Source organism: Intestinirhabdus alba, assembly GCF_009711095.1.
GTDB classification, from domain to species: domain Bacteria; phylum Pseudomonadota; class Gammaproteobacteria; order Enterobacterales; family Enterobacteriaceae; genus Intestinirhabdus; species Intestinirhabdus alba.
Genome location: NZ_WMJZ01000038.1, coordinates 1,125 through 27,464, shown reverse-complemented (window position 1 = coordinate 27,464; position 26,340 = coordinate 1,125). Strand labels below are relative to the sequence as shown.

Genomic DNA, 26,340 nt, shown 5'->3' with positions numbered 1-26,340 from the left:
TGTTCCGTGTCAGTGGTGGCGCATTATAGGGAGTTATTCCGTCCTGACAAGCGAAAAATACAAAAAACTTATCGAACGCTTACTTTTTAATCTTTTCGCTCAAAAAACGGTGTATCGCGTATTTTATAAACTAACAAGGACCTCAAAGAGGCCCTTGTACATCCCGTAGCAATTTACTGTACAGCCACAATACGGTCGTCGTTAGCTTCAAGACGAATCGTTTTTCCTGGAATCAGCTCTCCTGACAGGATTTGCTGCGCCAGTGGGTTTTCAATTTGCTGCTGAATAGCGCGTTTCAATGGCCGCGCGCCGTAAACGGGATCGTACCCATTAGCGCTCAGCAGTTTCAGCGCCTCATCGGAGATGTGGATCTCATATCCTCGCTCCTCCAGACGTTTGTACAGACGCTGCAGCTGGATCTGCGCTATCGCGGCAATATGTGACTCACCCAGCGGATGGAACACAACGACTTCATCGATACGGTTGATAAATTCCGGACGGAAATTATGGCTGACTACGCCCAGTACCAGATCTTTCATATGCGCGTAATCCAGTTCACCAAAGCGTTCCTGAATCAGATCGGAACCGAGGTTTGAAGTCATAATAACTACTGTATTACGGAAATCTACCGTTCTGCCCTGACCATCCGTCAGGCGTCCGTCGTCCAGCACCTGCAGTAGAATGTTAAACACATCCGGATGCGCCTTTTCAACTTCGTCCAGCAGAATGACGGAATAAGGACGACGGCGCACGGCTTCCGTCAGGTATCCCCCCTCTTCATAACCGACATATCCCGGAGGTGCCCCGACCAGACGCGAGACAGAATGTTTCTCCATAAACTCGGACATATCGATGCGAACCATCGCGTCATCACTGTCAAACATAAAGTTCGCCAGCGTTTTGCATAGTTCAGTTTTACCGACCCCGGTCGGCCCGAGGAACAGGAAAGAACCAATCGGACGATTCGGGTCTGCAAGGCCCGCGCGGCTCCGACGAATCGCGTTAGACACCGCCTCAACAGCTTCATTCTGCCCAATCACGCGGCTGTGCAGCTCCTGTTCCATACGCAGCAATTTTTCACGCTCGCCCTCCAGCATTCTGGCAACCGGGATCCCGGTCCAGCGTGCCAGCACCTCGGCAATTTCCGCATCCGTAACTTTATTACGCAGCAGGCGCATGGTTTTCCCTTCGGCCTGTGCGGCAGCCTCCAGCTGCTTTTCCAGCTCCGGAATTTTACCGTACTGCAGCTCGGACATGCGCGCCAGGTCGCCAACGCGCCGCGCCTGCTCAATGGCAATTTTCGCCTGCTCCAGCTCGGCCTTAAGGGTTTGCGTGCCGGAGAGCGAAGCTTTCTCCGCCTTCCACTCTTCTTCCAGCGCAGAGTACTGGCGCTCTTTATCTTCCAGTTCTTCATTCAGCATCTCGAGACGCTTTTTACTTGCTTCATCAGACTCTTTCATCAGCGCCTGCTGCTCAAGCTTGAGCTGAATAATGCGACGATCCAGCCGATCCAACTCTTCCGGCTTAGAATCAATCTGCATACGGATACTGGAAGCCGCTTCGTCAATCAGGTCGATAGCCTTATCCGGCAGCTGCCGGTCGGCAATGTAGCGATGAGACAACGTTGCCGCCGCCACGATTGCCGGATCGGTGATCTGCACATGGTGATGCAGCTCATAGCGCTCTTTCAGACCGCGCAAAATGGCGATGGTATCTTCCACCGACGGCTCCGCGACGAACACTTTCTGGAAGCGGCGCTCCAGCGCAGCGTCTTTTTCAATATACTGACGATACTCATCCAGGGTCGTGGCCCCTACGCAGTGCAGTTCCCCGCGCGCCAGAGCCGGTTTCAGCATGTTCCCGGCGTCCATCGCGCCGTCCGCTTTACCTGCGCCAACCATGGTATGCAGCTCATCGATAAACAGAATGACATTGCCTTCCTGCTTCGCCAGATCGTTCAGCACGCCCTTTAGCCGCTCTTCAAATTCACCGCGATATTTCGCCCCGGCCACCAGCGCGCCCATATCCAGCGCCAGCACGCGGCGGCCTTTCAGCCCCTCGGGCACTTCGCCGTTGATAATTCGCTGTGCCAGCCCTTCGACGATAGCCGTTTTACCCACGCCAGGCTCGCCGATCAGCACCGGGTTATTCTTGGTACGACGTTGCAGTACCTGGATGGTGCGGCGTATCTCTTCGTCGCGGCCTATCACCGGATCGAGCTTGCCTTGCTCGGCGCGCTCGGTCAGATCGACGGTATATTTTTTCAAGGCCTGACGCTGGTCTTCTGCCCCCTGATCGTTCACGCTTTCACCTCCGCGCATCTGTTCAATTGCCTGAGTGATATTGGCCGTCGTCGCTCCGGCCGCTTTCAGCAAATCGGTCAGCGAGCCACGAGACTCAAGCGCCGCCAGAACGAACAGTTCTGACGAAATAAAATTATCCCCACGCTTTTGCGCCAGCTTGTCGCAAAGGTTCAGCACGCGCATCAGATCCTGAGACGGCTGAACATCGCCTCCGGTGCCTTCCACCTGCGGTAAACGACTTAGCGCCCGATCGATATCCGTGCGCAGCTGGCCGGCATTAATTCCCGCAGAGGTTAATAAAGGATGTATCGAGCCGCCTTCCTGATTCAGTAAGGCGCTCATTAAGTGAAGTGGTTCAATAAACTGATTGTCGTGCCCCAGCGCAAGCGACTGGGCATCGGCAAGAGCAAGCTGGAATTTATTAGTAAGACGATCCAGACGCATAACTCCTCCCATAAACAGGTCAAAATTGCTACTGGAGATTAAATGAGGTCATCCCTCAATTATTCAAGGTGAATGACCTGAATTATGCAAAAAGAAAACAGCGCGTACCGGCTCGTCTTGTTTCTTTAGGTTATATCAGCCAAATAAAACTTGCCATACGACCCGTCGTCTTGTCGCGGCGATAAGAGAAGAACGTCTCACTTTCACTAAAGGTACAGCGTTCTCCGCCGTAGACTTGCTGGATACCCAAATTACCAAGGCGCTGACGCGCAAGCTGATAAATGTCTGCCAGGTACTTATTGCCGTAAGGCTGAAATGCCCCGGCGGCCTGCGGATCCTTTCCCATGAACGCATCGCGCACTTCCGGGCCAACCTCAAATGCACCGGGCCCAATCGCCGGCCCCAGCCATGCGGTAATGTTTTCCGGCTTATCATCAAAACAGGCGACGGTCGCCTCCAGGATACCTTCGCACAACCCGCGCCAGCCCGCATGGGCCGCCGCCACCTCCGTTCCCGCCCGGTTACAGAACAGCACGGGCAGGCAATCCGCCGTCATTACCGCGCAGACGACACCCGGCGAACAGCTGTAAGCCGCATCCGCACGTCTGGATGCGTAAGGTTCGCCGGTCAGCTTAAGCACGTCTTTACCATGCACCTGCTCCAGCCAGACCGGATTTGACGGTAACATAGCCGCAGCAAACAATCGCCTGCGATTCTCTTCCACATGCTCCGGACTATCGCCGCAATGGCCGCCCAGATTCAGGGAATCATAGGGCGGCAGGCTGACGCCGCCCCGGCGGGTCGAACTACAGGCCGCAACGCCCTTCGGCAGAGGCCACTGGGGAACGATAATACTCATAACCAGACAACGTCATCCTTATGTTCTTCAAAATCGGCACGCATAGCGTCGATCAAATCGACCATATCCTGAGGGATCGGCGCATGCCACTCCATCTCAATACCGGAAACGGGATGGTAGAGACGCAGCATTGTAGCGTGTAACGCCTGGCGATCGAACCTGCGCAGGGTCGTGATAAAGGCCTCCGAGGCCCCTTTCGGCGGTCGGGGCCGTCCACCATACACCGGATCGCCCACCAGCGGATGGGTGATATGGGCCATGTGCACGCGGATCTGGTGCGTACGGCCGGTCTCCAGACGTAGCCGCAACCGCGTGTGAACCCGAAAGTGTTCCATAATACGGTAATGGGTGACCGCAGGTTTCCCCATCGGGTGCACCGCCATGTGGGTGCGCCTGGTGGGATGTCGGCTGATAGGTTCATCAACCGTGCCGCCCGCCGTCATATGACCAATGGCTACGGCTTCATACTCACGTGTAATCTCACGCAGCTGCAGCGACTCCACCAGGCGCGTTTGCGCCGGAACGGTTTTCGCCACCACCATCAATCCGGTAGTATCTTTATCCAGACGATGCACAATACCGGCACGTGGGACGTCGGCAATTGGCGGGAAGTAGTGCAATAACGCATTCAGCACCGTTCCATCCGGGTTCCCCGCGCCGGGATGAACGACAAGATCGCGCGGTTTGTTAATAACGAGGATATCGTCATCTTCATAGATGATGTCCAGCGGGATATCCTGCGCTTCGAAGCGGGCTTCTTCTTCGATTTCCGCATTAATATCTACCCGTTCGCCGCCCAGCACTTTCTCTTTTGGTTTATCGCAAAGCTTGCCGTCAACCTGGACGCGCTGGTCCAGAATCCAATCTTTTATGCGGGAACGTGAATAATCCGGGAACATTTCGGCCAAAGCCTGATCTAAGCGTTGACCGAGCTGATTTTCGGAGATCGTTGCGGTGAGTTGTACTCGTTGTGCCATATACTGCTTCTTCGTTTAACGTTGGGTTTTACGGCTTTGCCGTTTAATATAGTGTGCTATTGTAGCTGGTCTTAACCGGGAGCAGGAACAGAGAATCTCCCGTAAAACATTTTGAGGAAATTCAAAACGTCATGACGCGCATGAAATATCTGGTGGCAGCAGCCACGTTGAGCCTGTTTCTGGCGGGTTGCTCTGGTTCAAAGGAAGAGGTTCCCGATAGTCCGCCTAACGAAATCTATGCGACTGCTCAGCAAAAGCTGCAGGACGGTAACTGGAAACAGGCAATAACGCAATTAGAAGCGTTAGATAATCGCTATCCTTTCGGTCCGTATTCTCAGCAGGTGCAGTTGGATCTTATCTACGCCTACTATAAAAATGCCGATCTGCCGTTAGCGCAGGCCGCTATCGATCGCTTTATGCGTCTTAATCCGACGCATCCTAATATTGATTACGTCATGTATATGCGCGGGCTGACGAATATGGCGCTGGATGACAGTCCTCTTCAGGGCTTCTTCGGCGTCGATCGCAGCGATCGCGATCCGCAGCATGCCCGCGCCGCGTTCAGGGATTTTTCAAAGCTGGTACGCGGCTACCCTAACAGCCAGTACACCACCGACGCCACCAGGCGTCTGGTGTTCCTGAAAGACCGTCTGGCCAAGTATGAATATTCCGTGGCGGATTATTACACCGCGCGCGGCGCGTGGGTTGCGGTCGTCAACCGCGTGGAAGAGATGTTGCGCGATTATCCTGATACCAAAGCGACGCGCGACGCCCTGCCGCTGATGGAAAACGCCTATCGCCAGATGCAAATGAACGCTCAGGCAGACAAAGTGGCCAGGATTATTGCCGCCAACGACAGCAGCAGCTGATCTCATTACACCATTTACACAACGCAAAACGGCAGCCCGACGGCTGCCGTTTTTTATCCATATTGTACCGCGGCTGGCCTGAACTTACCGCGGTACATCCAATCAACTATGGCCCGCTTTAGACCATTCCTCAAGAACTAAATCAGCGCTTCCTGCGATGCCTCACAAAAAGTCTGCATTGACAAAAAGTGACAAAATAACGTGATATTAATCACACTTTTTGACATTAAGAACGGTATGCTGAGATCACCAAGACGGGAAAGACAAGAGGTAAAAATGATGACTATGAATATTACCAGCAAACAAATGGAAATCACCCCGGCAATTCGCCAGCATGTCGCAGACCGTCTCGCCAAACTTGAAAAATGGCAAACTCACCTGATTAATCCGCATATCATTTTGTCCAAGGAACCCAAGGGGTTCGTTGCTGACGCCACCATCAACACGCCAAACGGACATCTGGTCGCCAGTGCTAAACATGAAGATATGTACACTGCCATTAACGAACTGATTAACAAGCTGGAACGCCAGCTGAATAAAGTGCAGCACAAGGGTGAAGCGCGTCGGGCCACCACCTCAGTAAAAGACGCCACCTTTGTAGAAGCAGAAGAAGAGTAGTCCCTTACATTGAGTCAATCACCAGCGCGCCCTCGGGCGCGTTTTTTATTGACAGGATGAAAACAGTACAGGTACTTTACTGACGTAGCCTAAGGAAATTGATATGAAATTAACGCCGTTCTTCTTCGCATTCTTTTTTACCTTCCCCTGAACGGGAGGCGTTTGATCGTGTGAAAAAGCATGCGAAGACGAACAATAAGGCCTCCCGCTCCGGGGGGCCTTTTTCATTATTGATAACAGGAAAGACAACGCTATGACTTCGGAAAATCCTCTCCTGGCGCTGCGCGAAAAAATCAGCGCGCTGGACGCCAAACTGCTGGCACTGCTGGCTGAACGCCGCGAGCTGGCCGTGGAGGTGGGTAAAGCCAAACTGCTTTCCCATCGCCCGGTGCGTGATATCGATCGCGAACGCGATCTGCTGGACAGACTCATCACCCTCGGCAAAGCCCATCATCTGGATGCGCATTACATTACCCGCCTGTTTCAACTGATCGTTGAAGATTCTGTATTAACCCAGCAGGCGCTACTCCAGCAGCATCTGAATAAAATTAATCCACACTCTGCGCGCATTGCTTTCCTTGGCCCGAAAGGCTCTTACTCACATCTCGCCGCCCGTCAGTATGCCGCGCGCCATTTCGAACAGTTTATTGAAAGCGGCTGCGCGAAGTTCGCTGACGTGTTTAATCAGGTTGAAACCGGACAGGCAGACTATGCGGTCGTACCGATCGAAAATACCAGCTCCGGGGCGATCAATGACGTTTACGATCTGCTACAGCACACTTCGCTCTCTATCGTCGGCGAGATGACGATTGCCATCGATCACTGCGTGCTGGTTTCCGGCACCGTCGGGCTGGAGGCTATCGAGACGGTATACAGCCACCCGCAGCCGTTCCAGCAGTGCAGTAAATTCCTTAGCCGCTATCCACACTGGAAAATTGAATATACAGAAAGCACCTCCGCGGCGATGGAAAAGGTAGCGCAGACCAAGTCATCGCACGTCGCCGCGCTGGGAAGCGAGGCGGGCGGCGTATTGCACGGCTTGCAGGTGCTGGAGCGCATCGAAGCCAATCAGGCGCAAAATATCACCCGCTTTATCATTCTGGCACGTAAGGCGATTGAGGTATCCGATCAGGTTCCGGCAAAAACTACGCTGCTGATGGCGACCGGACAACAGGCGGGAGCGCTGGTAGAGGCGCTGCTGGTGCTGCGCAATCATAATCTGATCATGACCCGGCTGGAATCACGGCCGATACACGGCAATCCGTGGGAGGAGATGTTCTACCTTGATGTCCAGGCCAATCTGGCATCAGCGCAAATGCAGAAAGCGTTAAAAGAGCTGGGTGAGATCACCCGCTCTATGAAGGTGCTCGGCTGTTATCCGGGCGAAAACGTGGTCCCCACCGATCCCCGCTAACGTTCAATAAAGCGGCTTTTCTTCATCCCTGTTACGGCCACGGGCAGGGTGAAGATCGCCCCGGAAAGCGGATACTTCGCGATCTCCTCGTCGCTCATATTTTCCCGGGTAGTGGTAATAAACAGCGTTTTCATCCGATCGCCGCCAAAGCAGACCATCGTCGGACAGCGCACCGGCAGGCGGTGCTCCTCCAGTAGCTCTCCCTGCGGCGAAAAGCGCGCCACGCGCCAGCCGTCATACATTGCGCTCCAGTAACAGCCTTCGCTGTCCAGCGCCGCGCCGTCCGGAACGCCCTCGCCTGCCTTGAACCGGCGGAATACTTCGCGTTTACCCGACTCTCCGCCCGCCCCCAGCGGTGTACGATAAATAACGCCGTTTGGCGTATCCGAGGTAAACATCCATTTTCCGTCCTCGCTGAAGGCCAGTCCGTTGTGCCCCTGGATATCACACTGGATGACCGCAGGCGTCAAATCATTATCGATACGCATCAGCAGCGCGCCATTATAGTCTCCCGGCTCCCAGAACGTGCCGGCATAAAAACGCCCGCTGCGATCGGTTCCGCCATCGTTAAATCGCGCCAGCTTCGGATTAGAGGGGTTGTCGCACACCTTGCGCAGCAGCAGGCCACACCGATCTGTCAGCCAGATAGCGTGACGCATCGCCACGATAAATCCGCCCTGTTCACGCAGCGCAAAGCAGCCGACTTCTTCAGGAAACTGCAGAACGGTATGATCCTCCGTTGCCGGCTGAAAACGATGAATCTCACCTTTCAGGATATCGGCCCAATACAGCGCATCTTCCTCTTCGCTCCAGATCGGACACTCCGGCAGGTGTCCGGTGTAATCAAACAGTACGTGCGGCGTGGTCATTAGGGTTCCTTAAAAAGAAAAAGCCAGCGGTGCTGGCTTTCAGTATATATCCTGTTGCTCATTGTCGGCTGTCATTGGCCTGTCGCAGCAGCACCCTGCTTTCACTCTGGAAGCGGCTGGCATAATCGCCGAACCAGTGCGCAACCCTGCTAAAGCTATCAATGAAGGCCTGCTTATCCCCCTGCTCCAGCAGGGCGATGGCGTCGCCAAAACGTCTGTAGTAGCGCTTAATCAGGGCCAGGTTATGCTCCGATGACATGATGATATCGGCATAAAGCTGTGGATCCTGCGCGAACAGCCGGCCAACCATCGCCAGTTCAAGACGATAAATCGGCGAAGAGAGAGCCAGCAGTTGTTCCAGGTCAACGTTCTCTTCCGCCAAATGCAGCCCATAGGCAAAGGTGGCAAAGTGGCGCAGCGCCTGGATAAACGTCATGTTCCTGTCGTGCTCGACAGCTTCAATCCGATGCAGCCTGGCCCCCCACACCTGAATTTGATCGAGAAACCACTGACAGGCTTCGGTCTGCCGCCCTTCGCACCAGACGACCACCTGCTTCGCCAGGCTGCCGCTGTCCGGGCCGAACATCGGATGCAGGCCGAGAACCGGGCCGTCATGAGCTGCCAGCATCGCCTTCAGCGGGCCGTTCTTCACCGAAGCCAGGTCGGCAAGAATGCAGTCCGCCGGTAAACGCGGCAGGCGGGCAATCACCTGTTCAGTCAGGTGAATAGGCACGCTAACGATCACCATTCCGGCATCGGCTACCAGATCTTCGGCGCGATCCCAGTCCTGCTGTTCCAGAATACGCACCTGATAGCCCGACAGCGTAAGCATTTTCTCAAACAGACGCCCCATCTGCCCACCGCCGCCGACGATCACCACCGGCCGCAGCGACGGACACAAGGACTTAAACCCCTTATCGTTTTCACTGGAATAGGATTCACGCATCACCCGGCGCAGCACATCTTCAATCAGATCGGGCGGCACCCCGAGCGACTCCGCCTCGGCACGGCGCGAGGCCAGCATGGACGCCTCACGTTCCGGAACGTAAATCGGCAGCCCGTGGCGGCTTTTTACTTCACCGACCTCCGCCACCAGCTCAAGGCGGCGCGCCAGCAAATCCAGCAGCGCCTTATCCACTTCATCTATCTGCTCACGTAACGCGCTTAACTCAGCAACCATAGCTCCCCTCTTAAACCAGCCGCGCCGCCAGCTGGCCATTTAAATCTTTATTCATCTCACGCAGCAACGCTTCGGTCATCTCCCAGCTGATGCAGGCGTCGGTGACGGACACGCCGTACTTCATTGCGCTGCGCGGCTGCTCAGATGACTGATTGCCTTCGTGAATATTACTTTCAATCATCAGGCCGATAATCGAGCGGTTGCCGTCTTTAATCTGCGCAACCACGGACTCGGCCACGGCCGGCTGACGGCGATAATCTTTGTTAGAATTTCCGTGGCTGCAATCTACCATCAGGGACGGCCGGAGTCCCGCCTGCGCCATCTCTTTTTCACACAGTTCAACGTCCGCCGGGCTGTAGTTTGGTATCTTTCCACCGCGCAGAATTACGTGGCCGTCCGGGTTGCCCTGGGTTTGCAGCAGCGCCACCTGCCCGGCCTGGTTAATGCCAACGAAGCGATGCGGCTGTGCCGCCGCGCGCATAGCGTTGATCGCAGTGGCCAGGCTGCCGTCGGTGCCGTTTTTGAAGCCGACCGGCATCGACAGACCAGAAGCCATTTCACGGTGGGTTTGTGATTCCGTGGTGCGCGCGCCAATGGCCGACCAGCTAAAGAGATCGCCAAGATATTGCGGGCTATTGGGATCCAGCGCCTCAGTCGCCAACGGCAGCCCCATATTGACCAGCTCAAGCAACAGCTGGCGCGCTATCTTCAGGCCCGCCTCAACGTCAAAAGAGCCATCCATATGGGGATCGTTAATTAGCCCTTTCCAGCCGACGGTGGTACGGGGTTTTTCAAAATAGACGCGCATCACCAGATAGAGGCTATCGCCAACCTCTTGAGCAAGCGCGTGAAACCGACGGGCGTATTCCAGAGCGGCTTCAGGATCGTGAACAGAACATGGGCCGCACACCACCAGCAGACGAGGATCGTGACCGGCGATAATATCAGAAATGGTTTTGCGCGAGCGGGCGATTTGCGCCTCCTGCACCTGGCTCAGCGGGAAACAGGCTTTCAGCTGTTCCGGAGTCATCAAAACCTGTTCGTCGGTAATATGTATATTATTCAGCGCATCTTTTTGCATGGTAGCGATCCTGTCTTTGTCCGTTGGCGATAAGTTTCTCTCAGTGAGATGCGGATAAAGATAACACAGCCAGTAAAGATTTCAATCCAACTATCGTAAACAATTAATTACAAAAACATCTTTTTTGGTCATTACCCCCTCAATTTGTACATTAAAGTTTACACATTCATCATGGCACCCCATAACATCGGGCAAGTGATATAGAGAAACCTTCCGCCAAGCCGACGCTGACGCCCCGAACATTCATCCGCTATATAGAAAGCACCCGGTATGCCACTCCCCCCAAAGGCAACATCGTCATTAACGTTATTGGCTTCGGATATTGATCGGCGTCAACTGCTGCATAGCTATGTCGGTGCGCAGCGAAGAAAAAGACAGGCGGAATTTTATTTATGTCACAAACTTCGGCGACGAATAACTTAGTCAGAAACATCAACTAAAAATATCTGGCAATAGTTTTAGCTATCTTTCAAAAGATATTGAGAACAATGTTCGATTGATTCGGCGAAATTGAAAGGCCATTCCACAAATAAATTAAGATTTTACTTAGATATTTAGTTTACTTTGTCAGAATCAATGACTCGCCAGCAAAATAATGCTATTTTGCAGCGATAAGAAAGGGACTTGTTTAGATGATTTATAACTAAAGCTGGTGGGTATGATGCGCTTTACTCACCGACTGATATTAACACTGGTTCTATCACAGGCAGGGTTGCCGCTTTTCGCCATGCATATTCCAGATAACGCTATAGCGGTACGTTCAATCGTCTCCGGCATCGTCAGCTATACGCGCTGGCCCGCGCTGACGGGTGTCCCCCGACTATGCGTATTTTCATCGTCTCGTTTCGCCAGCGTTATCGCTGATGAGAGTAACACTTCATTGCCCTATCTGCCGATCGTTGTGCATACCCGGCGGGAAGCGATGGTTGCCCGCTGCAACGGTTTTTATTTTGGCAGTGAGTCTCCAGCATTTCAGGTAGAATTATTGAAACACTATCCGACTAACGCATTGCTGTTAATTGCAGAACAAAATAGCGAATGCATAACCGGCAGCGCTTTCTGCCTGCAAATTAACGACAATAGCGTCAAATTTTCCGTGAATCTGGACTCGCTGGCCCGCAGCGGTGTCAGAGTCAATCCGGACGTATTGCTGCTCGCACGGAAGAAAAAAAATGGATAAGGAACATTCGAGTTTATCAAGGCCTACATTTAAGCGTGCACTGCGGCGTATTAATATGATTAGTATCATTGTCACGATGACCTTAATCTGGCTGCTCCTGTGCGTCGCCTCCATTCTGACTCTGAAAGAGTATGCGCAAAAAAATCTGGAGCTGACCGCAGCGACAATGACGCACAGTCTGGAGGCGGCGCTGGTCTTTTCCGATGGCGACGCCGCGGACGAAACGCTGGCGGCGCTGGGCCGACAGGGGCTGTTTTCTGTCGCTGAGGTTGTTGACCAGAACCAGAAAGCGCTCGCTATCTGGCACTATAACCCGGATGAATCAGCAGATAAGTTCAGCGATCTCATCAGCCGCAGGCTGTTTCCCACTCCCGTGGTTCAGCCGGTGCGGCATAACGGTGAAATCATCGGTAAGATTCGCCTGAATGCACGCGATAGCCTGATCGGCCACTTTATCTGGCTCTCACTGGCAGTACTGACCAGTTCAATACTGCTGGCCGCCGGCATCGCTATTGTGCTCAGCCGCCATTTACATAACGGCGTGGTGGACGCGCTGCGTAACATTACCGATGTGGTGCATGATATTCGCACCAATCGCAATTTTTCCCGACGGGTTTCTGAGGAGCGAATCGAAGAGTTCCATCGGTTTGCCCTGGACTTCAACAGCCTGCTTGACGAAATGGAAGAGTGGCAGTTGCGCCTGCAGGCGAAAAACGCCCAGCTTATGCGCACGGCGCTGCACGATCCGCTCACCGGCCTGGCAAACCGCGCTGCCTTCCGCAGTAGTATTGGCGCGCTGATGAACGATTACTCTGCCCGCAGCAGTTCAGCACTGCTGTTTCTTGACGGGGACAACTTTAAATTCGTGAATGATACCTGGGGCCACGCGGCGGGCGATCGCGTGCTAATCGAGGTAGCTCGTCGTCTGTCAGACTTTGGCGAAAAACGGCATCAACCTTATCGCCTCGGCGGTGATGAATTCGCCATGGTGCTGTACGGCGTACATACCGAAGAGGAAGTACATCATATTTGCGCGGCGCTGGATAAGCGCCTGAATCGTCCGTTTGATCTGCATAACGGTCATCTGGCAAGTATGACCCTGAGCATGGGCTACGCGCTGACGTGGGAACACGCTTCGGCGGATAAATTACAGGAACTGGCCGATCGCAATATGTATATCGCTAAACATCAGCGCACCGAGCGCTCGATCAATTAACAAGGAAAGATAATTATGCTGAAGCGTTTTCTCCCGTCCATCTTGTTCGCCACGCTGATTCTGACAGGCTGTCAGACGCCACAGGGCAAATTTACTGCTGAACAGATTGCCGCCATGCGGTCGTATGGTTTTACCGAATCCGCAGGGGACTGGTCGCTGGGGATGTCCGATACCATCCTGTTTGATAAAAATGTTTATCGGTTGCGTCCTGAAAGCCAGCAGAAAATCCGGGAAATGGCCTCCCGGCTGGCCGTTGTCGGGCTGAAACATGCGCGCATGGATGGTCACACCGATAACTACGGCGAAGAGGATTACAACGTGGCGCTGTCCCTCAAGCGAGCAAACGTGGTGGCCGACGCCTGGGCAGAAGGTGCTGATATTCCCCGTACCAACCTGACCACCCGGGGATTAGGCAAAAAGTATCCCGTCGCCAGCAACAAAACCGCTCAGGGGCGCGCCGAAAACCGTCGCGTCGCCGTGGTCATCAGCACGCCTTGACGAGGTTTATTGGCGGTCGTCGTTTCCTCCTCCGGTATAGCCGGAGGTTTTTTTGTCTATGGTCCCCCCGGCCAGACTGTAGGGTTTCCATAGACAAAAAAAGGCCAGCCTGACGGCTGGCCTTTCTGAAAGGATGTCGCCTGAGCGATATCTTAGTTAAGACGCTCTTTGATACGAGCTGCCTTACCAGTACGCTCACGCAGGTAGTACAGTTTAGCTTTACGAACGGCACCACGACGTTTGACAGCAATGCTGTCCACAACCGGAGAGTGCGTCTGGAAAACACGCTCTACACCTTCGCCGTTGGAAATTTTACGAACAGTGAATGCAGAGTGCAGACCGCGGTTACGAATTGCGATAACCACGCCCTCGAATGCCTGCAGACGTTTTTTGGAACCTTCAACAACCCATACTTTCACTTCCACGGTATCGCCCGGACGGAAGGAAGGTACGTCCTGCTTCATCTGCTCTTGTTCAAGCTGCTTGATAATATTGCTCATAATTTAATCTCTTATCCTGGGTAAACTGATATTCGGGGGCGCTTTACGCTTGCCCATCATGTTTATGTTGCTGTTGCGCGTGTTCCGTTTTGAACTCCGCCAGCAACCTTGCTTGCTCTTCAGTCAGAGCCAGGTTTTCCAGAAGTTCAGGTCTTCTAAGCCAGGTGCGGCCCAGCGACTGTTTCAGACGCCAGCGACGTATCTCGGCATGGTTCCCGGACAGCAATACCGCCGGTACATCCATTCCTTCTAACACTTCAGGTCGGGTATAGTGCGGGCAGTCCAGCAGCCCGTCGGCGAAAGAGTCTTCCGACGCTGACGCCTCATGGCCCAGAACCCCCGGAATAAACCGGGAAACCGAGTCAATCAGCACCATTGCAGGTAGCTCCCCACCGCTGAGCACGTAGTCGCCGATTGACCATTCTTCGTCAATTTCGGTCTGAATTACGCGCTCATCGATACCTTCATAGCGACCGCACACCAGAATCAGTTTCTGATTCGCTGCCAGTTCGCTGACGCCAGCCTGATCGAGCTTGCGTCCCTGAGGTGACAGATAAATCACCTTTGCGCCTTCACCCGCCGCGCTTTTTGCTGCATGAATGGCGTCCCGCAGGGGTTGCACCATCATTAACATCCCCGGTCCGCCGCCGTAAGGACGTTCGTCCACGGTGCGGTGCCGATCCTGCGTGAAGTCGCGAGGACTCCAGCTCTGGATGTTCAGCAGGCCATTTTTTACCGCCCGGCCAGTTACCCCGTAATCGGTAATGGCGCGAAACATTTCTGGAAACAGGCTAACAATACCTATAAACACAAGCCAATCTCCACCATGCCGCTATCTATTACCGTTTATCCGGTGGTTTAAAAACCAGGATCCCAATCTACTTCAATGGTTCGCGTAGTGAGATCGACTTTCTTGATAACCTGCCCATCGAGGAACGGCACGAGACGTTCCTTGATACCAAACGCATCTTTCAGGTTTGCCTTAATGACGATAACGTCATTCGATCCGGTTTCCATCATATCGACGACTTTACCGAGATCGTAGCCTTCAGTGGTTACTACCTGGCAGCCCATCAGGTCTTTCCAGTAATAGTCACCTTCCGCCAGCGCAGGCAGCTGCGAAGAATCCACGACGATTTCACAATTCGTCAGCAGGTTCGCCGCATCGCGATCGTCAACGCCCTTCAGCTTGATGATCAAATCCTGATTGTGGTGCTTCCAGCTTTCCAGCTGTACCTGCTGCCACTGACCCGCCTTCTGAATAAACCAGGGCTGATAGTCAAAAATGCTTTCGGCGTCTTCGGTGGAAGAAAACACTCTGAGCCACCCACGAATACCGTAAGACGACCCCATTTTCCCCAATACGATAGGGTCAGCGGGCGCTTGCGCGGTGAGTTGTTTGCTCATCATGACCACCGTGACAGATTAAGCAGCTTTGTTTGCTGCTTTGATCAGCGTCGCAACGCGATCGGAAATAGTCGCGCCCTGGCCAACCCAGTGAGCGATGCGATCCAGATCCAGGCGGGTGCCTTCTTCTTTTTCGCTGGCGATCGGGTTGAAGAAACCAACGCGCTCAATAAAGCGACCGTTACGTGCGTTACGGCTGTCGGTGACAACAACCTGGTAGAACGGACGCTTTTTAGCGCCGTGACGTGCTAAACGAATAGTTACCATAACATCCTCTTGTGTGAATAAAACAGCCGGGCCCCATCGAGGAACGGAGCCCGGCGTCATATTAAAAGCCCGAAAATTTTACTGATTTCTGGGGAAATTGCAATCAGCAGTTAATAACTCTGCTGCAGAAGGCCGTCGGCGGTGCAGCCAGTTCGGTGCCGGCGTGCGCGCAGCCACCGGAGCGTACACGCAGTACGTGAGGATGGCGAGCACACCCCGGTGCCGAAATGGCAAATGAGCCAGGCCGGAAGAGATCAGCGCCCCGGGAAGCCGGGCGGCATCATCCCCTTCATACTCCGCATCATCTTCGCCATCCCGCCCTTCTTCATCTTCTTCATCATGCGCTGCATGTCGTCGAACTGTTTCAGCAGGCGGTTAACGTCCTGCACCTGCATACCGCAGCCCTGAGCGATACGGCGCTTTCGGGAGCCTTTGATGATTTCCGGCTTCGCGCGCTCTTTCAGGGTCATGGAGTTAATGATCGCCTCCATACGCACCAGCACCTTATCGTCCATCTGTGACTTAACGTTGTCCGGGATCTGGCCCATGCCCGGCAGCTTGCCCATCAGGCTGGCCATGCCGCCCATGTTCTTCATCTGCCGCAGCTGTTCCAGGAAGTCGGTCAGGTCGAAACCGTCTCCCTTCTTCAGCTTGCTGGCTAATTTCTCCGCCTGGGCGCGGTCAACTTTACTTTCGATATCCTCGATCAGCGACAGCACGTCGCCCATGCCAAGAATACGCGAGGCGATGCGGTCCGGATGGAACGGCTCCAGCGCCTCGGTTTTTTCGCCGACGCCGAGGAATTTGATCGGCTTACCGGTAATATGACGGATAGAGAGCGCCGCGCCGCCGCGGGCGTCGCCGTCCACCTTGGTGAGCACCACGCCGGTGAGCGGCAGCGCCTCATTAAACGCCTTCGCCGTATTGGCGGCGTCCTGACCGGTCATGGCGTCGACCACAAACAGGGTTTCAACCGGATTGATGGCGGCGTGGACCTGCTTGATTTCGTCCATCATCGCTTCATCAACGTGCAGACGACCGGCGGTATCCACCAGCAGCACGTCGTAGAACTTCAGCTTTGCCTCTTTCAGCGCGGCATTGACGATATCGATCGGCTTCTGGCCGACGTCGGACGGAAAGAAATCAACGCCAACCTGCTGCGCCAGCGTTTCCAGTTGCCTGATAGCCGCCGGGCGGTAAACGTCGGCGGAAACCACCAGCACCTTCTTCTTGTGCTTTTCGCGCAGAAATTTACCCAGCTTACCGACGCTGGTAGTTTTACCTGCGCCCTGCAGGCCCGCCATCAGCACCACCGCAGGCGGCTGCGCGGCCAGGTTCAGGGTCTGGTTCTCTTCGCCCATCGCCGTCACCAGCTCGTGGCGGACGATCTTGACGAACTCCTGTCCCGGAGTCAGGCTCTTGTTAACTTCATGCCCAACGGCCTTTTCTTTTACGCGATTGATAAACTCGCGCACTACCGGTAGCGCAACATCGGCCTCCAGCAGCGCCATACGCACTTCGCGCAGCGTCTCTTTAACGTTGTCTTCAGTAAGGCGTCCACGGCCACTGATATTGCGCAGGGTGCGCGACAAACGATCGGTTAAATTATCAAACATTGTCTCTCGCCTGGAGTGGAAACGGTGGGTCGCTGTCGCGACACCTCTACAGAATTTCGCCGCAGTATAACATGAAGCCGTCTTTGTTGTTATGCAACGGTTGGAGCTGCGGTCGCGTAACGCTATACTGCATTTCTTTACTTTCTGGCTCACTGTCGACACAACTATGCCCGTTTCTGCTCTGCTCGCCCTTGCCGCCTATTCCATCAGCCTTGCGCTGATCGTTCCCGGACTGCTGCAAAAAAACAGCGGCTGGCGGCGTATGGCTATTCTCTCTGCGGTTATCGCGCTGGTGTGCCACGCCGTCGCGCTGGAAGCCCGCATCCTGCCGGGCGACGGCGGCGGGCAAAACCTCAGTCTGCTGAACGTCAGCTCGCTGGTCAGCCTGATGATCTGCACGGTCATGACCATCGTCGCCTCACGCAATCGCGGCTGGCTGCTGCTGCCCATTGTGTACGCCTTCGCGCTGATAAACCTGGCCTTTGCCAGCTTTATGCCCAATGAATACATCACCCATCTTGAGACCACGCCGGGGATGCTGATCCACATCGGCATGTCGCTGTTCTCCTACGCCACGCTGATCGTCGCCGCCCTCTATGCGCTGCAGCTGGCATGGATCGACTATCAGCTAAAGAATAAAAAGCTGGCCTTCAGCAACGAGATGCCGCCGCTGATGAGCATCGAACGTAAAATGTTTCACATCACGCAGATTGGCGTCGTGCTGCTGACCCTGACCCTGTGCACCGGGCTGTTCTATATGCACGCCCTGTTCAGTATGGAAAATATCGATAAAGCCGTACTCTCTATCGTGGCCTGGTTTGTCTATATTGTTCTGCTGTGGGGGCATTATCATGAAGGCTGGCGCGGCCGCCGCGTGGTGTGGTTTAACGTCGCGGGTGCCGGTATTTTGACACTGGCCTACTTTGGCAGCCGGATAGTACAGCAGTTTATTAGCTAATCTACCTATAGCCTCACTCTTCACGTTTCAGGTGATAACGCCCGAGGGACCGGGCGGCCAACAGAACTTTCGCCTGAAGTGGAGTATGTAGTAAGGAGTCTTCCCTGGAACATATCTCAACCACCACGCTAATCATTACGTTAATTATCATGGTGGTCATCTCCGCCTATTTTTCCGGTTCCGAAACCGGGATGATGACCCTGAACCGCTATCGCCTGCGCCACCTGGCGAAGCAGGGCAACCGCCCGGCCAGGCGCGTCGAAAAGCTGCTGCGCAAGCCGGACCGGCTGATAAGCCTGGTGCTGATCGGCAATAACCTGGTGAATATTCTCGCCTCGGCGCTCGGTACTATCGTCGGTATGCGCCTGTACGGCGACGCGGGCGTGGCAATCGCCACCGGCATCCTGACTTTTGTTGTGCTGGTGTTTGCGGAAGTGCTGCCGAAAACCATCGCCGCGCTCTACCCGGAAAAGATCGCCTATCCCAGCAGCGTTCTGCTTGGCCCTCTGCAGATCGTCATGATGCCGCTGGTGTGGCTGCTCAACGTGATTACCCGCCTGCTGATGCGCATGATGGGCATTAAAACCGATATCGTGGTCAGCGGTTCGCTGAGCAAAGACGAACTGCGCACCATCGTCAACGAATCGCGTTCGCAAATATCCCGGCGTAATCAGGACATGCTGCTGTCGGTGCTGGATCTGGAAAAGGTCAACGTCGACGACATTATGGTGCCGCGTAACGAAATCATTGGCATTGATATCAACGACGACTGGAAAGCGATCCTCCGTCAGCTCTCCCACTCGCCGCACGGACGTATTGTTCTTTATCGTGATTCGCTGGATGACGCCATCTCCATGCTGCGGGTGCGCGAGGCATGGCGCTTAATGTCTGAGAAAAAAGAGTTTACCAAAGAGACCATGCTGCGCGCCGCCGACGAGATTTATTACGTCCCGCAGGGCACGCCGCTCAGCACCCAACTGGTTAAATTTCAGCGCAATAAAAAGAAAGTCGGGCTGGTAATCAACGAATATGGCGATATTCAGGGCCTGGTGACGGTGGAAGATATTCTCGAAGAGATCGTGGGGGATTTCACCACCTCTATGTCACCGACGCTGGCGGAAGAAGTCACGCCCCAGGAAGACGGCTCGGTCATCGTCGACGGCAGCGCCAACGTGCGGGAGATTAATAAAGCGTTTAACTGGCACCTGCCAGAAGATGAAGCGCGCACCGTCAACGGTGTCATCCTGGAGGCCCTGGAGGAGATCCCGGTTGCCGGGACCCGCGTACGAATAGGCCCATACGATATCGACATTCTCGACGTCCAGGAGAATATGATCAAGCAGGTGAAGGTCATGCCGGTCAAACCGCTGCGGGAAAGCGTGGCGGAGTAAAAACGCCGCAGGCCGGGTAAGGCGTAACCGCCCTCCCGGCGCTGGGGAGCGGATAAGCGCAGGCGCTATCCGCCGTTATCAGAAGTGGAAAATCAGCCTTTCGCTTTCGCCACGGTGACCATTGCCGCGCGGATTGTGCGCCCGTTCAGCGTATAGCCTTTTTGCATAATGCCCAGCACGTTGCCCGCCGGAATCTCCTCCGATTCCACCATCGCAATCGCCTGATGCACGTTCGGATCCAGCGGGACGTTAACGTCGGCCACCACCTCCACGCCGAACTTGCGCACCACGTCGAGCATTGACTTCAGGGTCAGCTCGATGCCTTCGACCATGGGGGCCATTTCCGGATTGCCTTTATCGGCCACTTCCAGCGCGCGATCCAGGCTATCGATTACCGGCAGCAGTTCGTTGATGAATTTTTCCAGGGCGAACTTGTGCGCTTTTTCGACATCCTGTTCGGTACGACGGCGCAGGTTTTCCATCTCCGCTTTGATACGCAACACGCTGTCGCGCTCGCGATTCTGGGTATCAGCAAGCTGTGCTTCCAGACTCGCAATTTTTTCATCGCGCGGATCCACCTGCTCAGCAGAAGCGTCTGGTTCAACCGCCTCAACTTCTTCATGCTGATCCATGATAATTTCTTCCGGGGCTTGCCCCTCAGGCGTTTTCTGTTCTTTACTACTCATGAATTTCTCCGCGTTTTTTCGCATTCATCTCGCTAACTTCGCTTATTATGGGGATCGGATTCCGGGTTTCAAGGGAAGCACGCACATTGTCATCAATCTTCGTTACAAGGATCTCGTTAAAATGAATAATCATTTCAAGTGCATTGGCATTGTAGGCCATCCTCGTCATCCCACGGCGTTGACGACACATGAAATGCTCTACCGCTGGCTGTGCGAGAAAGGTTACGAAGTGATTGTCGAGCAGCAAATCGCCCGCGAGCTGCAGCTGAAAAATGTGAAAACCGGTACGCTCGCGGAGATTGGGCAGCAGGCGGATCTGGCGGTGGTGGTCGGCGGTGATGGCAATATGCTCGGCGCGGCACGAACCCTCGCCCGCTATAACATTAAGGTGATAGGCATCAACCGTGGCAACCTGGGCTTTCTCACCGATCTCGATCCGGATAACGCCCAGCAGCAGCTGGCGGACGTGCTGGAAGGCCATTACATTACCGAGCAGCGCTTTTTGCTGGAGGCGCAGGTCTGTCAGCAGGACTGCCAGAAGCGCATCAGCACCGCCATTAATGAAGTGGTACTACATCCCGGCAAGGTAGCGCATATGATTGAATTTGAAGTCTATATTGACGAGATCTTTGCGTTTTCCCAGCGTTCTGACGGCCTGATTATCTCCACCCCCACCGGCTCCACCGCCTATTCGCTTTCGGCAGGCGGCCCGATACTGACCCCTTCCCTTGAAGCCATCGCTCTGGTGCCCATGTTTCCGCACACCCTCTCGGCGAGGCCGCTGGTCATTAACAGCAGCAGCACGATTCGCCTGCGCTTTTCGCACCGACGCAACGACCTTGAGATCAGCTGCGACAGCCAGATTGCGCTGCCAATTCAGGAGGGCGAAGATGTTTTAATCCGCCGCTGCGACTACCATTTGACGCTTATTCATCCAAAAGACTACAGCTATTTCAATACATTAAGCACCAAGCTCGGCTGGTCGAAAAAATTATTCTAATTCCGCGTCCACCTCTTTACTGTATGAAAAACCCGTTTATACTGTATGTAATCACAGTTATGGTTTTTCATACAGGAAAACAGCTATGCTGGCGCAACTTACCATCAGCAACTTTGCTATCGTTCGTGAACTTGAGATCGATTTCCACAGCGGAATGACCGCCATCACCGGCGAAACCGGTGCGGGCAAATCTATTGCGATTGATGCGCTCGGCCTGTGCCTGGGCGGGCGCGCTGAAGCCGATATGGTGCGTACCGGTGCCTCCCGCGCCGACCTGTGCGCTCGCTTTTCCCTGAAAGACACCCCTGCTGCGCTGCGCTGGCTGGAAGAAAACCAGCTTGAGGAGGGGCGTGAGTGCCTGCTCCGGCGCGTCATCAGCAGCGACGGCCGCTCCCGCGGCTTCATTAACGGCACCGCCGTTCCTCTGTCGCAGCTGCGCGAACTGGGCCAGCTGTTGATTCAGATCCACGGCCAGCACGCCCATCAGCTGCTGACCCGGTCCGAGCATCAAAAACGGCTGCTCGACGGCTACGCTGGCGAAGCGGCGCTGGCCCAGAAGATGGCCGCCCGCTACCAGCTGTGGCACCAGAGCTGTCGCGATCTGGCGCAGCACCAGCAGCAGAGCCAGGAGCGCGCGGCGCGAGCCGAGCTGCTGCAGTACCAGCTTAAAGAGCTGCACGAGTTCAACCCACAGCCCGGCGAATTTGAGCAGATCGATGAAGAGTACCGGCGGCTGGCTAATAGCGGTCAGCTGCTGAGCACCAGCCAGAACGCCCTCACCCTGCTGGCGGACGGCGAAGAGGTCAATTTGCAGAGCCAGCTTTATACCGCAAAGCAGCTCGTTGGCGAACTGGCAGGAATGGACGGCAGACTCTCCGGGATTCTGGATATGCTGGAAGAGGCTACCATTCAGCTTACCGAAGCCAGCGACGAGCTGCGCCACTACTGCGATCGCCTCGATTTAGATCCTAACCGCCTGTTCGAACTTGAACAGCGGATCGCAAAGCAGATCTCGCTGGCGCGAAAGCATCACGTCAGCCCGGAGGCGCTGCCTCAGTTCTATCAGTCGCTGCTGGACGAACAGCAGCAGCTTGACGATCAGGCCGACTCGCTGGAAACGCTGGCCCTTGCGGTTAGCAAACACCATCAGCAGGCGCTGGAAACGGCAAAGGCGCTGCACGACCGGCGTCAGCTTTATGCCCGGGAGCTGGGCCAGCTCATCACGCAAAGTATGCATACGCTCTCAATGCCGCACGGCCTGTTCGCTATCGATGTTAAGTTCGATGAACACCATCTGAGTCAGGACGGTGCCGATCGCGTTGAGTTTAAGGTCACCACCAATCCGGGCCAGCCGATGCAGGCGCTGGCCAAAGTGGCTTCCGGCGGCGAGCTGTCGCGTATTGCACTGGCGATCCAGGTGATCACGGCCCGGAAAATGGAAACCCCGGCTCTGATTTTCGATGAAGTCGACGTTGGTATCAGCGGCCCTACCGCCGCCGTGGTGGGTAAAATGCTGCGCCAGCTTGGCGAATCAACCCAGGTTATGTGCGTCACACACCTGCCGCAGGTTGCCGGCTGCGGACACCAGCATTTCTTTGTCAGCAAAGAGACGGATGGCGCAATGACCGAAACCCATATGCGGCTCCTGGATAAACGCGCGCGTCTGCAGGAGCTGGCCCGTCTGCTGGGCGGTAGCGAAGTCACGCGCAATACGCTTGCCAACGCGAAAGAACTGCTGGCAGCGTAAACTTTTTCCCCCTTCCAGGGTCAGAGTAGACAACCGAAACGCCATAACGCCCGACAGCAAAAGGTTTTAAAGTGGTGAAAGGTCTATTATCATCGGCATATTACATATGAGCCAACGACTGCTCGGGCCCGAAAAGGAATCAAATCACTATGCGCTGTAAAACGCTGACTGCTGCCGCAGCAGTATTACTGATGTTGACCGCCGGCTGTTCCACTCTGGAGCGAGTGGTCTACCGTCCTGACATTAACCAGGGAAACTATCTCACCGCTAACGATATATCCAAAATTCGCGTGGGCATGACGCAGCAGCAGGTCGCCTATGCGCTGGGTACGCCGATGATGTCTGACCCGTTCGGCACCAATACCTGGTTCTATGTGTTCCGTCAGCAGCCGGGGCATGAAAAGATCACCCAGCAGACGTTGACGCTGACCTTTAACAGCAGCGGCACGTTAACGAATATTGACAACAAGCCAGCGCTGACCGACCAGCGGTAGCGTCCGGTTAGTAAAACAAAAAGGTGCCTGATGAGCACCTTTTTTGTTGCCGCGCGTTTTTCCACTGCCGACGTTCGTCGCCGTTCGCCCGCTTCACAGGAGCGCCTGCTTTCAGATGCCCTGCGCTATTTGTTCGTCGACTTCTCCGCCCGCTGGCGGCGCAGCTCTTTCGGATCAGCAATTAAAGGCCGGTAGATTTCGACCCGGTCGCCTTCATGAACCGGATCGTCAAGCCTGGCCGGGCGGCTATAGATGCCCACCTTATTTTTCGCAAGATCGATATCGGATCGCAGCTCCGGCAGACCGGAGGCTCTTATCGCCTCTTCCACCGTGGCCCCCTCCTCAAGCGTTACCCGCTGCAAATACTGCTTTTCCGGCAGGGCGTACGCCACCTCGACGACGATGTTATTCGCCACGATAAACCTCTTTCGCTCGCTGAGTAAAAGCCTGCACCATATTAGCCGCCAGATCCCTGAAAATACGGCCAAAGGCCAGCTCAATCAGCTTATTGGTGAATTCAAAATCGAGATTAAATTCAACGCGGCACGCTTCCGGGCTAAGCGCGGTAAACGTCCAGCCGCCCGTGAGCTTTTTAAAGGGACCGTCGACGAGGTTCATCAGTATGCTCTCATTACGAGTCAGCTGATTACGGGTAACAAACGTTTTGCTGATCCCCGCCTTAGAGACATCAATAGCCGCCGTCATCTGCCCCGGCGTGGATTCCAGCACCCGGCTGCCGGTACAGCCCGGTAGAAAACGGGGATAGGACAGGACATCATTGACTAACTGATACATCTGTTGCGTACTATACGGGACTAAAGCGGTCCGGCTGATCTGAGGCATAACGGTTTCCATCAACATAAATCCAACAAATAATACCATTTATCATCCGTTAAAAAAAACGCAAAGCCAGGACCGGGGATAACCCGCTTCATGCTAAGATAAGCGCTTACCGCCCTCCGGATGAAATGGGGTGTTTTTCGATTCCAGTTTACCGATGACTTCACGACGCTTATGACGAAGAAAAAAGCACATAAACCAGGCTCTGCCACTATCGCGCTGAACAAACGCGCCCGGCACGAATATTTTATCGAAGAAGAGTTCGAGGCCGGACTGGCTCTCCAGGGCTGGGAAGTCAAATCCCTGCGCGCCGGCAAAGCCAACATCAGCGACAGCTATGTTCTGCTCCGCGACGGTGAAGCTTATCTGTTCGGCGCTAACTTTACGCCGATGGCCGTGGCTTCCACGCATGTGGTCTGCGATCCAACCCGCACCCGCAAGCTGCTGCTTAATCAGCGGGAGCTGGATTCGCTGTATGGCCGCGTTAATCGCGAAGGCTTTACCGTGGTTGCCCTTTCCCTGTACTGGAAGAACGCCTGGTGCAAAGTGAAGATAGGCGTGGCCAAAGGTAAAAAGCAGCACGATAAACGTTCCGATCTGAAGGAGCGCGAATGGCAGCTGGATAAAGCCCGTATTATGAAAAACGCCGGACGTTAACCCGCCTGTTAATGCGGACGGCCTTTCAATAGCGAGGCCGTCCGGCTTTTACGCTCATTGATATTTAATAAATATATTCTTACGGCGGCATTAATTAAAAAGCTGAATCGTGAAACCTTTTAAGAGTATATTCTTCAGCAGTTTTTTATCGGCCAGGGAGTCTGAAAAGCCACAAAGATTTTTTATATTGTTCTCCATTGTATATCGCTACAGTTCATAGTGTTAATCATTACTCCCACCACGCTAAATCAAGAAAATATCCCTTTCAAAACAGAAAACTAAAAGTTAACAATGCTCTCTCCTACCAACCATGCGGTTTTATACAGCGTATCTTCGCTATCTATTTAAGCACGCCTAACACAGGCATTAATAAGGCTTAAGTTGCAGAAATAAATTTTTCTGACTATATCATCTAATACGAAAGTGCTGGTCCGACACAAAAAACAAAGGGTTATTTCAGAAAAAGTAAAACCGCCATCGGCGTGACCTTATCAATAAAATTACATGCACAAATTCATCTTCGTGATGAACGGGAGCACTCGTCCGTCAATTTTGCTCCGGCCTGTAGTTTTGCATACCAATACACAGACCATGTTATCAGGAGTAAATATATGCCCTTACTGGCCGTTGTATCGAAGTTGACTGGTGTTTCAACCAATACGACAACCTCTGATGTGGCGCTTAGCGGCCCGTCAGTTGTAAAACTTTCCGTTCCACGTGATGAAATTAGTCAGCTTACCCGCGTAAACCAGGATCTGGTGATCGCCCTTCGCTCCGGGGAAACGGTCACCGTCAAAAATTTTTACGTGGCCAACGGTCAGGGCAGTAGTCAGCTTGTTCTGGAAGAGAGTAACGGTACGCTGTGGTGGGTAGAAAACACGGAAGCCCCGCTACAGTTTGTCTCTATTCCGGGCATTGATGAGTTGTTAACTACCACCGGTGGTTCTGACGAGGCCGGTGGTGCCATCTGGCCATGGGTGCTGGGAGGCGTGCTCGCAGCAGGCGGCGTGGCCGCCGTTGCCTCTGCTAACGGCGGCGGCGACAGCCACCATCATGACGCAAATGACAACGGCGATGATGGCAATGGCTCCGGGAACGGCGGCGGCGATAGCGGCAACGGCTCCGGGAATGGCGGCGGCGATACCGGCAACGGCTCCGGGAACGGCGGCGGCGATACCGGCAACGGCTCCGGGAACGGCGGCGGCAATACCGGCAATGGCTCCGGGAACGGCGGCGGCGATACCGGCAACGGCTCCGGGAACGGCGGCG

At 54.4% G+C, this 26,340-nt stretch carries 28 protein-coding genes and 1 other annotated feature; of the genes, 14 read left to right on the top strand and 14 right to left on the bottom strand.

Going from position 1 to position 26,340, the window contains the following annotated elements:
- Positions 1 to 173: 173 nt before the first annotated feature.
- The 3 genes from clpB to rluD all read right to left on the bottom strand — a co-directional run bounded on the left by clpB (position 174) and on the right by rluD (position 4,583).
- On the bottom strand, positions 174 to 2,747 hold the full coding sequence (gene clpB / locus GJV78_RS19690) for an ATP-dependent chaperone ClpB (RefSeq protein WP_155109907.1): 2,574 nt from the start codon (positions 2,745 to 2,747) through the stop codon (positions 174 to 176).
- A gap of 130 nt (positions 2,748 to 2,877) precedes the next feature.
- The gene (yfiH, locus tag GJV78_RS19685) at positions 2,878 to 3,606 is read right to left on the bottom strand and encodes a purine nucleoside phosphorylase YfiH (protein ID WP_155109906.1); all 729 of its coding nucleotides are present in this window, start codon (positions 3,604 to 3,606) and stop codon (positions 2,878 to 2,880) included.
- Positions 3,603 to 4,583 carry a 23S rRNA pseudouridine(1911/1915/1917) synthase RluD gene (rluD, locus tag GJV78_RS19680; protein ID WP_155109905.1) on the bottom strand — a complete coding sequence of 327 codons (981 nt, stop codon included), beginning with the start codon at positions 4,581 to 4,583 and terminating at the stop codon, positions 3,603 to 3,605. Before rluD ends, yfiH begins: the two co-directional genes overlap by 4 nt.
- A gap of 131 nt (positions 4,584 to 4,714) precedes the next feature.
- Here rluD and bamD point away from each other — a divergent pair, with 131 nt between their 5' ends.
- The 4 genes from bamD to pheA all read left to right on the top strand — a co-directional run bounded on the left by bamD (position 4,715) and on the right by pheA (position 7,484).
- Positions 4,715 to 5,452 (top strand): outer membrane protein assembly factor BamD, encoded by a 738-nt coding sequence (gene bamD / locus GJV78_RS19675; RefSeq protein WP_155109904.1) that lies wholly within the window; start codon positions 4,715 to 4,717, stop codon positions 5,450 to 5,452.
- Between the two features lie 279 nt (positions 5,453 to 5,731).
- Complete coding sequence (gene raiA, locus GJV78_RS19670) at positions 5,732 to 6,070, top strand: ribosome-associated translation inhibitor RaiA (protein ID WP_155109911.1); 339 nt, start codon at positions 5,732 to 5,734, stop codon at positions 6,068 to 6,070.
- Positions 6,071 to 6,172: 102 nt separating this feature from the next.
- Positions 6,173 to 6,298, top strand: a sequence feature (Phe leader region).
- Positions 6,174 to 6,221: a pheA operon leader peptide PheL gene (pheL, locus tag GJV78_RS19665; protein ID WP_100249759.1), complete on the top strand. Its 48-nt coding sequence runs from the start codon at positions 6,174 to 6,176 to the stop codon at positions 6,219 to 6,221. (Overlaps the previous feature by 48 nt.)
- A 25-nt stretch (positions 6,299 to 6,323) precedes the next feature.
- Positions 6,324 to 7,484: a bifunctional chorismate mutase/prephenate dehydratase gene (gene pheA / locus GJV78_RS19660; RefSeq protein ID WP_155109903.1), complete on the top strand. Its 1,161-nt coding sequence runs from the start codon at positions 6,324 to 6,326 to the stop codon at positions 7,482 to 7,484.
- Here the strand turns inward: pheA and GJV78_RS19655 are convergent.
- Genes GJV78_RS19655 through aroF form a run of 3 tightly spaced genes read right to left on the bottom strand, consistent with a single transcriptional unit; the run spans position 7,481 to position 10,614 of the window.
- Positions 7,481 to 8,353, bottom strand: a complete 873-nt coding sequence (locus GJV78_RS19655; protein ID WP_155109902.1) for an SMP-30/gluconolactonase/LRE family protein — start codon at positions 8,351 to 8,353, stop codon at positions 7,481 to 7,483. The genes pheA and GJV78_RS19655 overlap by 4 nt on opposite strands.
- 58 nt (positions 8,354 to 8,411) lie before the next feature.
- Positions 8,412 to 9,533 carry a bifunctional chorismate mutase/prephenate dehydrogenase gene (gene tyrA / locus GJV78_RS19650; protein WP_155109901.1) on the bottom strand — a complete coding sequence of 374 codons (1,122 nt, stop codon included), beginning with the start codon at positions 9,531 to 9,533 and terminating at the stop codon, positions 8,412 to 8,414.
- A 10-nt stretch (positions 9,534 to 9,543) separates the two neighbouring features.
- On the bottom strand, positions 9,544 to 10,614 hold the full coding sequence (gene aroF / locus GJV78_RS19645) for a 3-deoxy-7-phosphoheptulonate synthase AroF (protein ID WP_155109900.1): 1,071 nt from the start codon (positions 10,612 to 10,614) through the stop codon (positions 9,544 to 9,546).
- Between the two features lie 661 nt (positions 10,615 to 11,275).
- Between aroF and GJV78_RS19640 the strand changes: the two genes are divergently transcribed.
- Genes GJV78_RS19640 through GJV78_RS19630 form a run of 3 tightly spaced genes read left to right on the top strand, consistent with a single transcriptional unit; the run spans position 11,276 to position 13,508 of the window.
- Positions 11,276 to 11,794: a YfiR family protein gene (locus tag GJV78_RS19640; RefSeq protein ID WP_155109910.1), complete on the top strand. Its 519-nt coding sequence runs from the start codon at positions 11,276 to 11,278 to the stop codon at positions 11,792 to 11,794.
- Positions 11,787 to 13,010, top strand: coding sequence for a diguanylate cyclase DgcN (gene dgcN / locus GJV78_RS19635; protein ID WP_155109899.1), 1,224 nt, complete (start codon positions 11,787 to 11,789; stop codon positions 13,008 to 13,010). Before GJV78_RS19640 ends, dgcN begins: the two co-directional genes overlap by 8 nt.
- A gap of 15 nt (positions 13,011 to 13,025) precedes the next feature.
- Positions 13,026 to 13,508, top strand: coding sequence for an OmpA family protein (locus tag GJV78_RS19630; protein WP_155109898.1), 483 nt, complete (start codon positions 13,026 to 13,028; stop codon positions 13,506 to 13,508).
- Positions 13,509 to 13,660: 152 nt separating this feature from the next.
- Here GJV78_RS19630 and rplS read toward each other — a convergent pair whose 3' ends face one another.
- From rplS to ffh, 5 genes are all read right to left on the bottom strand, one after another.
- Positions 13,661 to 14,008: a 50S ribosomal protein L19 gene (gene rplS, locus GJV78_RS19625; RefSeq protein ID WP_012134695.1), complete on the bottom strand. Its 348-nt coding sequence runs from the start codon at positions 14,006 to 14,008 to the stop codon at positions 13,661 to 13,663.
- 43 nt (positions 14,009 to 14,051) lie between these two features.
- Complete coding sequence (gene trmD / locus GJV78_RS19620; RefSeq protein WP_167519667.1) at positions 14,052 to 14,819, bottom strand: tRNA (guanosine(37)-N1)-methyltransferase TrmD; 768 nt, start codon at positions 14,817 to 14,819, stop codon at positions 14,052 to 14,054.
- 47 nt (positions 14,820 to 14,866) lie between these two features.
- Entirely contained in the window at positions 14,867 to 15,415 is a 549-nt protein-coding gene (rimM, locus tag GJV78_RS19615) for a ribosome maturation factor RimM (RefSeq protein ID WP_155109908.1), read from the bottom strand.
- Positions 15,416 to 15,433: 18 nt separating this feature from the next.
- On the bottom strand, positions 15,434 to 15,682 hold the full coding sequence (gene rpsP, locus GJV78_RS19610; protein WP_003031228.1) for a 30S ribosomal protein S16: 249 nt from the start codon (positions 15,680 to 15,682) through the stop codon (positions 15,434 to 15,436).
- 254 nt (positions 15,683 to 15,936) lie between these two features.
- On the bottom strand, positions 15,937 to 17,298 hold the full coding sequence (gene ffh / locus GJV78_RS19605; protein ID WP_155109897.1) for a signal recognition particle protein: 1,362 nt from the start codon (positions 17,296 to 17,298) through the stop codon (positions 15,937 to 15,939).
- A 166-nt stretch (positions 17,299 to 17,464) separates the two neighbouring features.
- On the opposite strand from ffh, the gene GJV78_RS19600 reads away from it, so the two are divergent.
- The gene (locus tag GJV78_RS19600) at positions 17,465 to 18,256 is read left to right on the top strand and encodes a cytochrome C assembly family protein (protein ID WP_155109896.1); all 792 of its coding nucleotides are present in this window, start codon (positions 17,465 to 17,467) and stop codon (positions 18,254 to 18,256) included.
- A 104-nt stretch (positions 18,257 to 18,360) separates the two neighbouring features.
- Complete coding sequence (locus GJV78_RS19595) at positions 18,361 to 19,647, top strand: HlyC/CorC family transporter (RefSeq protein ID WP_155109895.1); 1,287 nt, start codon at positions 18,361 to 18,363, stop codon at positions 19,645 to 19,647.
- 92 nt (positions 19,648 to 19,739) lie between these two features.
- Here GJV78_RS19595 and grpE read toward each other — a convergent pair whose 3' ends face one another.
- Positions 19,740 to 20,333, bottom strand: a complete 594-nt coding sequence (gene grpE, locus GJV78_RS19590) for a nucleotide exchange factor GrpE (protein ID WP_155109894.1) — start codon at positions 20,331 to 20,333, stop codon at positions 19,740 to 19,742.
- Positions 20,334 to 20,454: 121 nt separating this feature from the next.
- Here grpE and nadK point away from each other — a divergent pair, with 121 nt between their 5' ends.
- From nadK to bamE, 3 genes are all read left to right on the top strand, one after another.
- A complete protein-coding gene (gene nadK, locus GJV78_RS19585; RefSeq protein WP_155109893.1) occupies positions 20,455 to 21,333 on the top strand; it encodes an NAD(+) kinase in 879 nt (292 codons plus the stop codon).
- Positions 21,334 to 21,418: 85 nt separating this feature from the next.
- Entirely contained in the window at positions 21,419 to 23,080 is a 1,662-nt protein-coding gene (recN, locus tag GJV78_RS19580) for a DNA repair protein RecN (protein ID WP_155109892.1), read from the top strand.
- A 149-nt stretch (positions 23,081 to 23,229) separates the two neighbouring features.
- A complete protein-coding gene (bamE, locus tag GJV78_RS19575; protein ID WP_155109891.1) occupies positions 23,230 to 23,574 on the top strand; it encodes an outer membrane protein assembly factor BamE in 345 nt (114 codons plus the stop codon).
- 125 nt (positions 23,575 to 23,699) lie between these two features.
- On the opposite strand, the gene GJV78_RS19570 is transcribed toward bamE, so the two are convergent.
- Positions 23,700 to 23,990: an RnfH family protein gene (locus GJV78_RS19570; protein WP_167519666.1), complete on the bottom strand. Its 291-nt coding sequence runs from the start codon at positions 23,988 to 23,990 to the stop codon at positions 23,700 to 23,702.
- The gene (locus tag GJV78_RS19565) at positions 23,980 to 24,417 is read right to left on the bottom strand and encodes a type II toxin-antitoxin system RatA family toxin (RefSeq protein WP_209439272.1); all 438 of its coding nucleotides are present in this window, start codon (positions 24,415 to 24,417) and stop codon (positions 23,980 to 23,982) included. The genes GJV78_RS19570 and GJV78_RS19565 overlap by 11 nt, the downstream gene beginning before the upstream one ends.
- Before the next feature lie 171 nt (positions 24,418 to 24,588).
- On the opposite strand from GJV78_RS19565, the gene smpB reads away from it, so the two are divergent.
- Both smpB and GJV78_RS23075 read left to right on the top strand, forming a co-directional pair.
- Positions 24,589 to 25,071 (top strand): SsrA-binding protein SmpB, encoded by a 483-nt coding sequence (smpB, locus tag GJV78_RS19560; protein ID WP_155109888.1) that lies wholly within the window; start codon positions 24,589 to 24,591, stop codon positions 25,069 to 25,071.
- A gap of 611 nt (positions 25,072 to 25,682) precedes the next feature.
- Positions 25,683 to 26,340, top strand: a 658-nt coding sequence (locus GJV78_RS23075) for a BapA/Bap/LapF family prefix-like domain-containing protein (RefSeq protein ID WP_167519665.1), incomplete at its 3' end; no start/stop codon positions are given.

Excerpts from the sequence above, each read along its gene's own strand:
- clpB (WP_155109907.1), bottom strand. The coding sequence starts at position 2,747 with ATGCGTCTGGATCGTCTTACTAATAAATTCCAGCTTGCTCTTGCCGAT.
- yfiH (WP_155109906.1), bottom strand. The coding sequence starts at position 3,606 with ATGAGTATTATCGTTCCCCAGTGGCCTCTGCCGAAGGGCGTTGCGGCC.
- rluD (WP_155109905.1), bottom strand. The coding sequence starts at position 4,583 with ATGGCACAACGAGTACAACTCACCGCAACGATCTCCGAAAATCAGCTC.
- bamD (WP_155109904.1), top strand. The coding sequence starts at position 4,715 with ATGACGCGCATGAAATATCTGGTGGCAGCAGCCACGTTGAGCCTGTTT.
- raiA (WP_155109911.1), top strand. The coding sequence starts at position 5,732 with ATGACTATGAATATTACCAGCAAACAAATGGAAATCACCCCGGCAATT.
- pheA (WP_155109903.1), top strand. The coding sequence starts at position 6,324 with ATGACTTCGGAAAATCCTCTCCTGGCGCTGCGCGAAAAAATCAGCGCG.
- GJV78_RS19655 (WP_155109902.1), bottom strand. The coding sequence starts at position 8,353 with ATGACCACGCCGCACGTACTGTTTGATTACACCGGACACCTGCCGGAG.
- tyrA (WP_155109901.1), bottom strand. The coding sequence starts at position 9,533 with ATGGTTGCTGAGTTAAGCGCGTTACGTGAGCAGATAGATGAAGTGGAT.
- aroF (WP_155109900.1), bottom strand. The coding sequence starts at position 10,614 with ATGCAAAAAGATGCGCTGAATAATATACATATTACCGACGAACAGGTT.
- GJV78_RS19640 (WP_155109910.1), top strand. The coding sequence starts at position 11,276 with ATGCGCTTTACTCACCGACTGATATTAACACTGGTTCTATCACAGGCA.
- dgcN (WP_155109899.1), top strand. The coding sequence starts at position 11,787 with ATGGATAAGGAACATTCGAGTTTATCAAGGCCTACATTTAAGCGTGCA.
- GJV78_RS19630 (WP_155109898.1), top strand. The coding sequence starts at position 13,026 with ATGCTGAAGCGTTTTCTCCCGTCCATCTTGTTCGCCACGCTGATTCTG.
- rplS (WP_012134695.1), bottom strand. The coding sequence starts at position 14,008 with ATGAGCAATATTATCAAGCAGCTTGAACAAGAGCAGATGAAGCAGGAC.
- rimM (WP_155109908.1), bottom strand. The coding sequence starts at position 15,415 with ATGAGCAAACAACTCACCGCGCAAGCGCCCGCTGACCCTATCGTATTG.
- rpsP (WP_003031228.1), bottom strand. The coding sequence starts at position 15,682 with ATGGTAACTATTCGTTTAGCACGTCACGGCGCTAAAAAGCGTCCGTTC.
- ffh (WP_155109897.1), bottom strand. The coding sequence starts at position 17,298 with ATGTTTGATAATTTAACCGATCGTTTGTCGCGCACCCTGCGCAATATC.
- GJV78_RS19600 (WP_155109896.1), top strand. The coding sequence starts at position 17,465 with ATGCCCGTTTCTGCTCTGCTCGCCCTTGCCGCCTATTCCATCAGCCTT.
- grpE (WP_155109894.1), bottom strand. The coding sequence starts at position 20,333 with ATGAGTAGTAAAGAACAGAAAACGCCTGAGGGGCAAGCCCCGGAAGAA.
- nadK (WP_155109893.1), top strand. The coding sequence starts at position 20,455 with ATGAATAATCATTTCAAGTGCATTGGCATTGTAGGCCATCCTCGTCAT.
- recN (WP_155109892.1), top strand. The coding sequence starts at position 21,419 with ATGCTGGCGCAACTTACCATCAGCAACTTTGCTATCGTTCGTGAACTT.
- bamE (WP_155109891.1), top strand. The coding sequence starts at position 23,230 with ATGCGCTGTAAAACGCTGACTGCTGCCGCAGCAGTATTACTGATGTTG.
- GJV78_RS19565 (WP_209439272.1), bottom strand. The coding sequence starts at position 24,417 with ATGCCTCAGATCAGCCGGACCGCTTTAGTCCCGTATAGTACGCAACAG.
- smpB (WP_155109888.1), top strand. The coding sequence starts at position 24,589 with ATGACGAAGAAAAAAGCACATAAACCAGGCTCTGCCACTATCGCGCTG.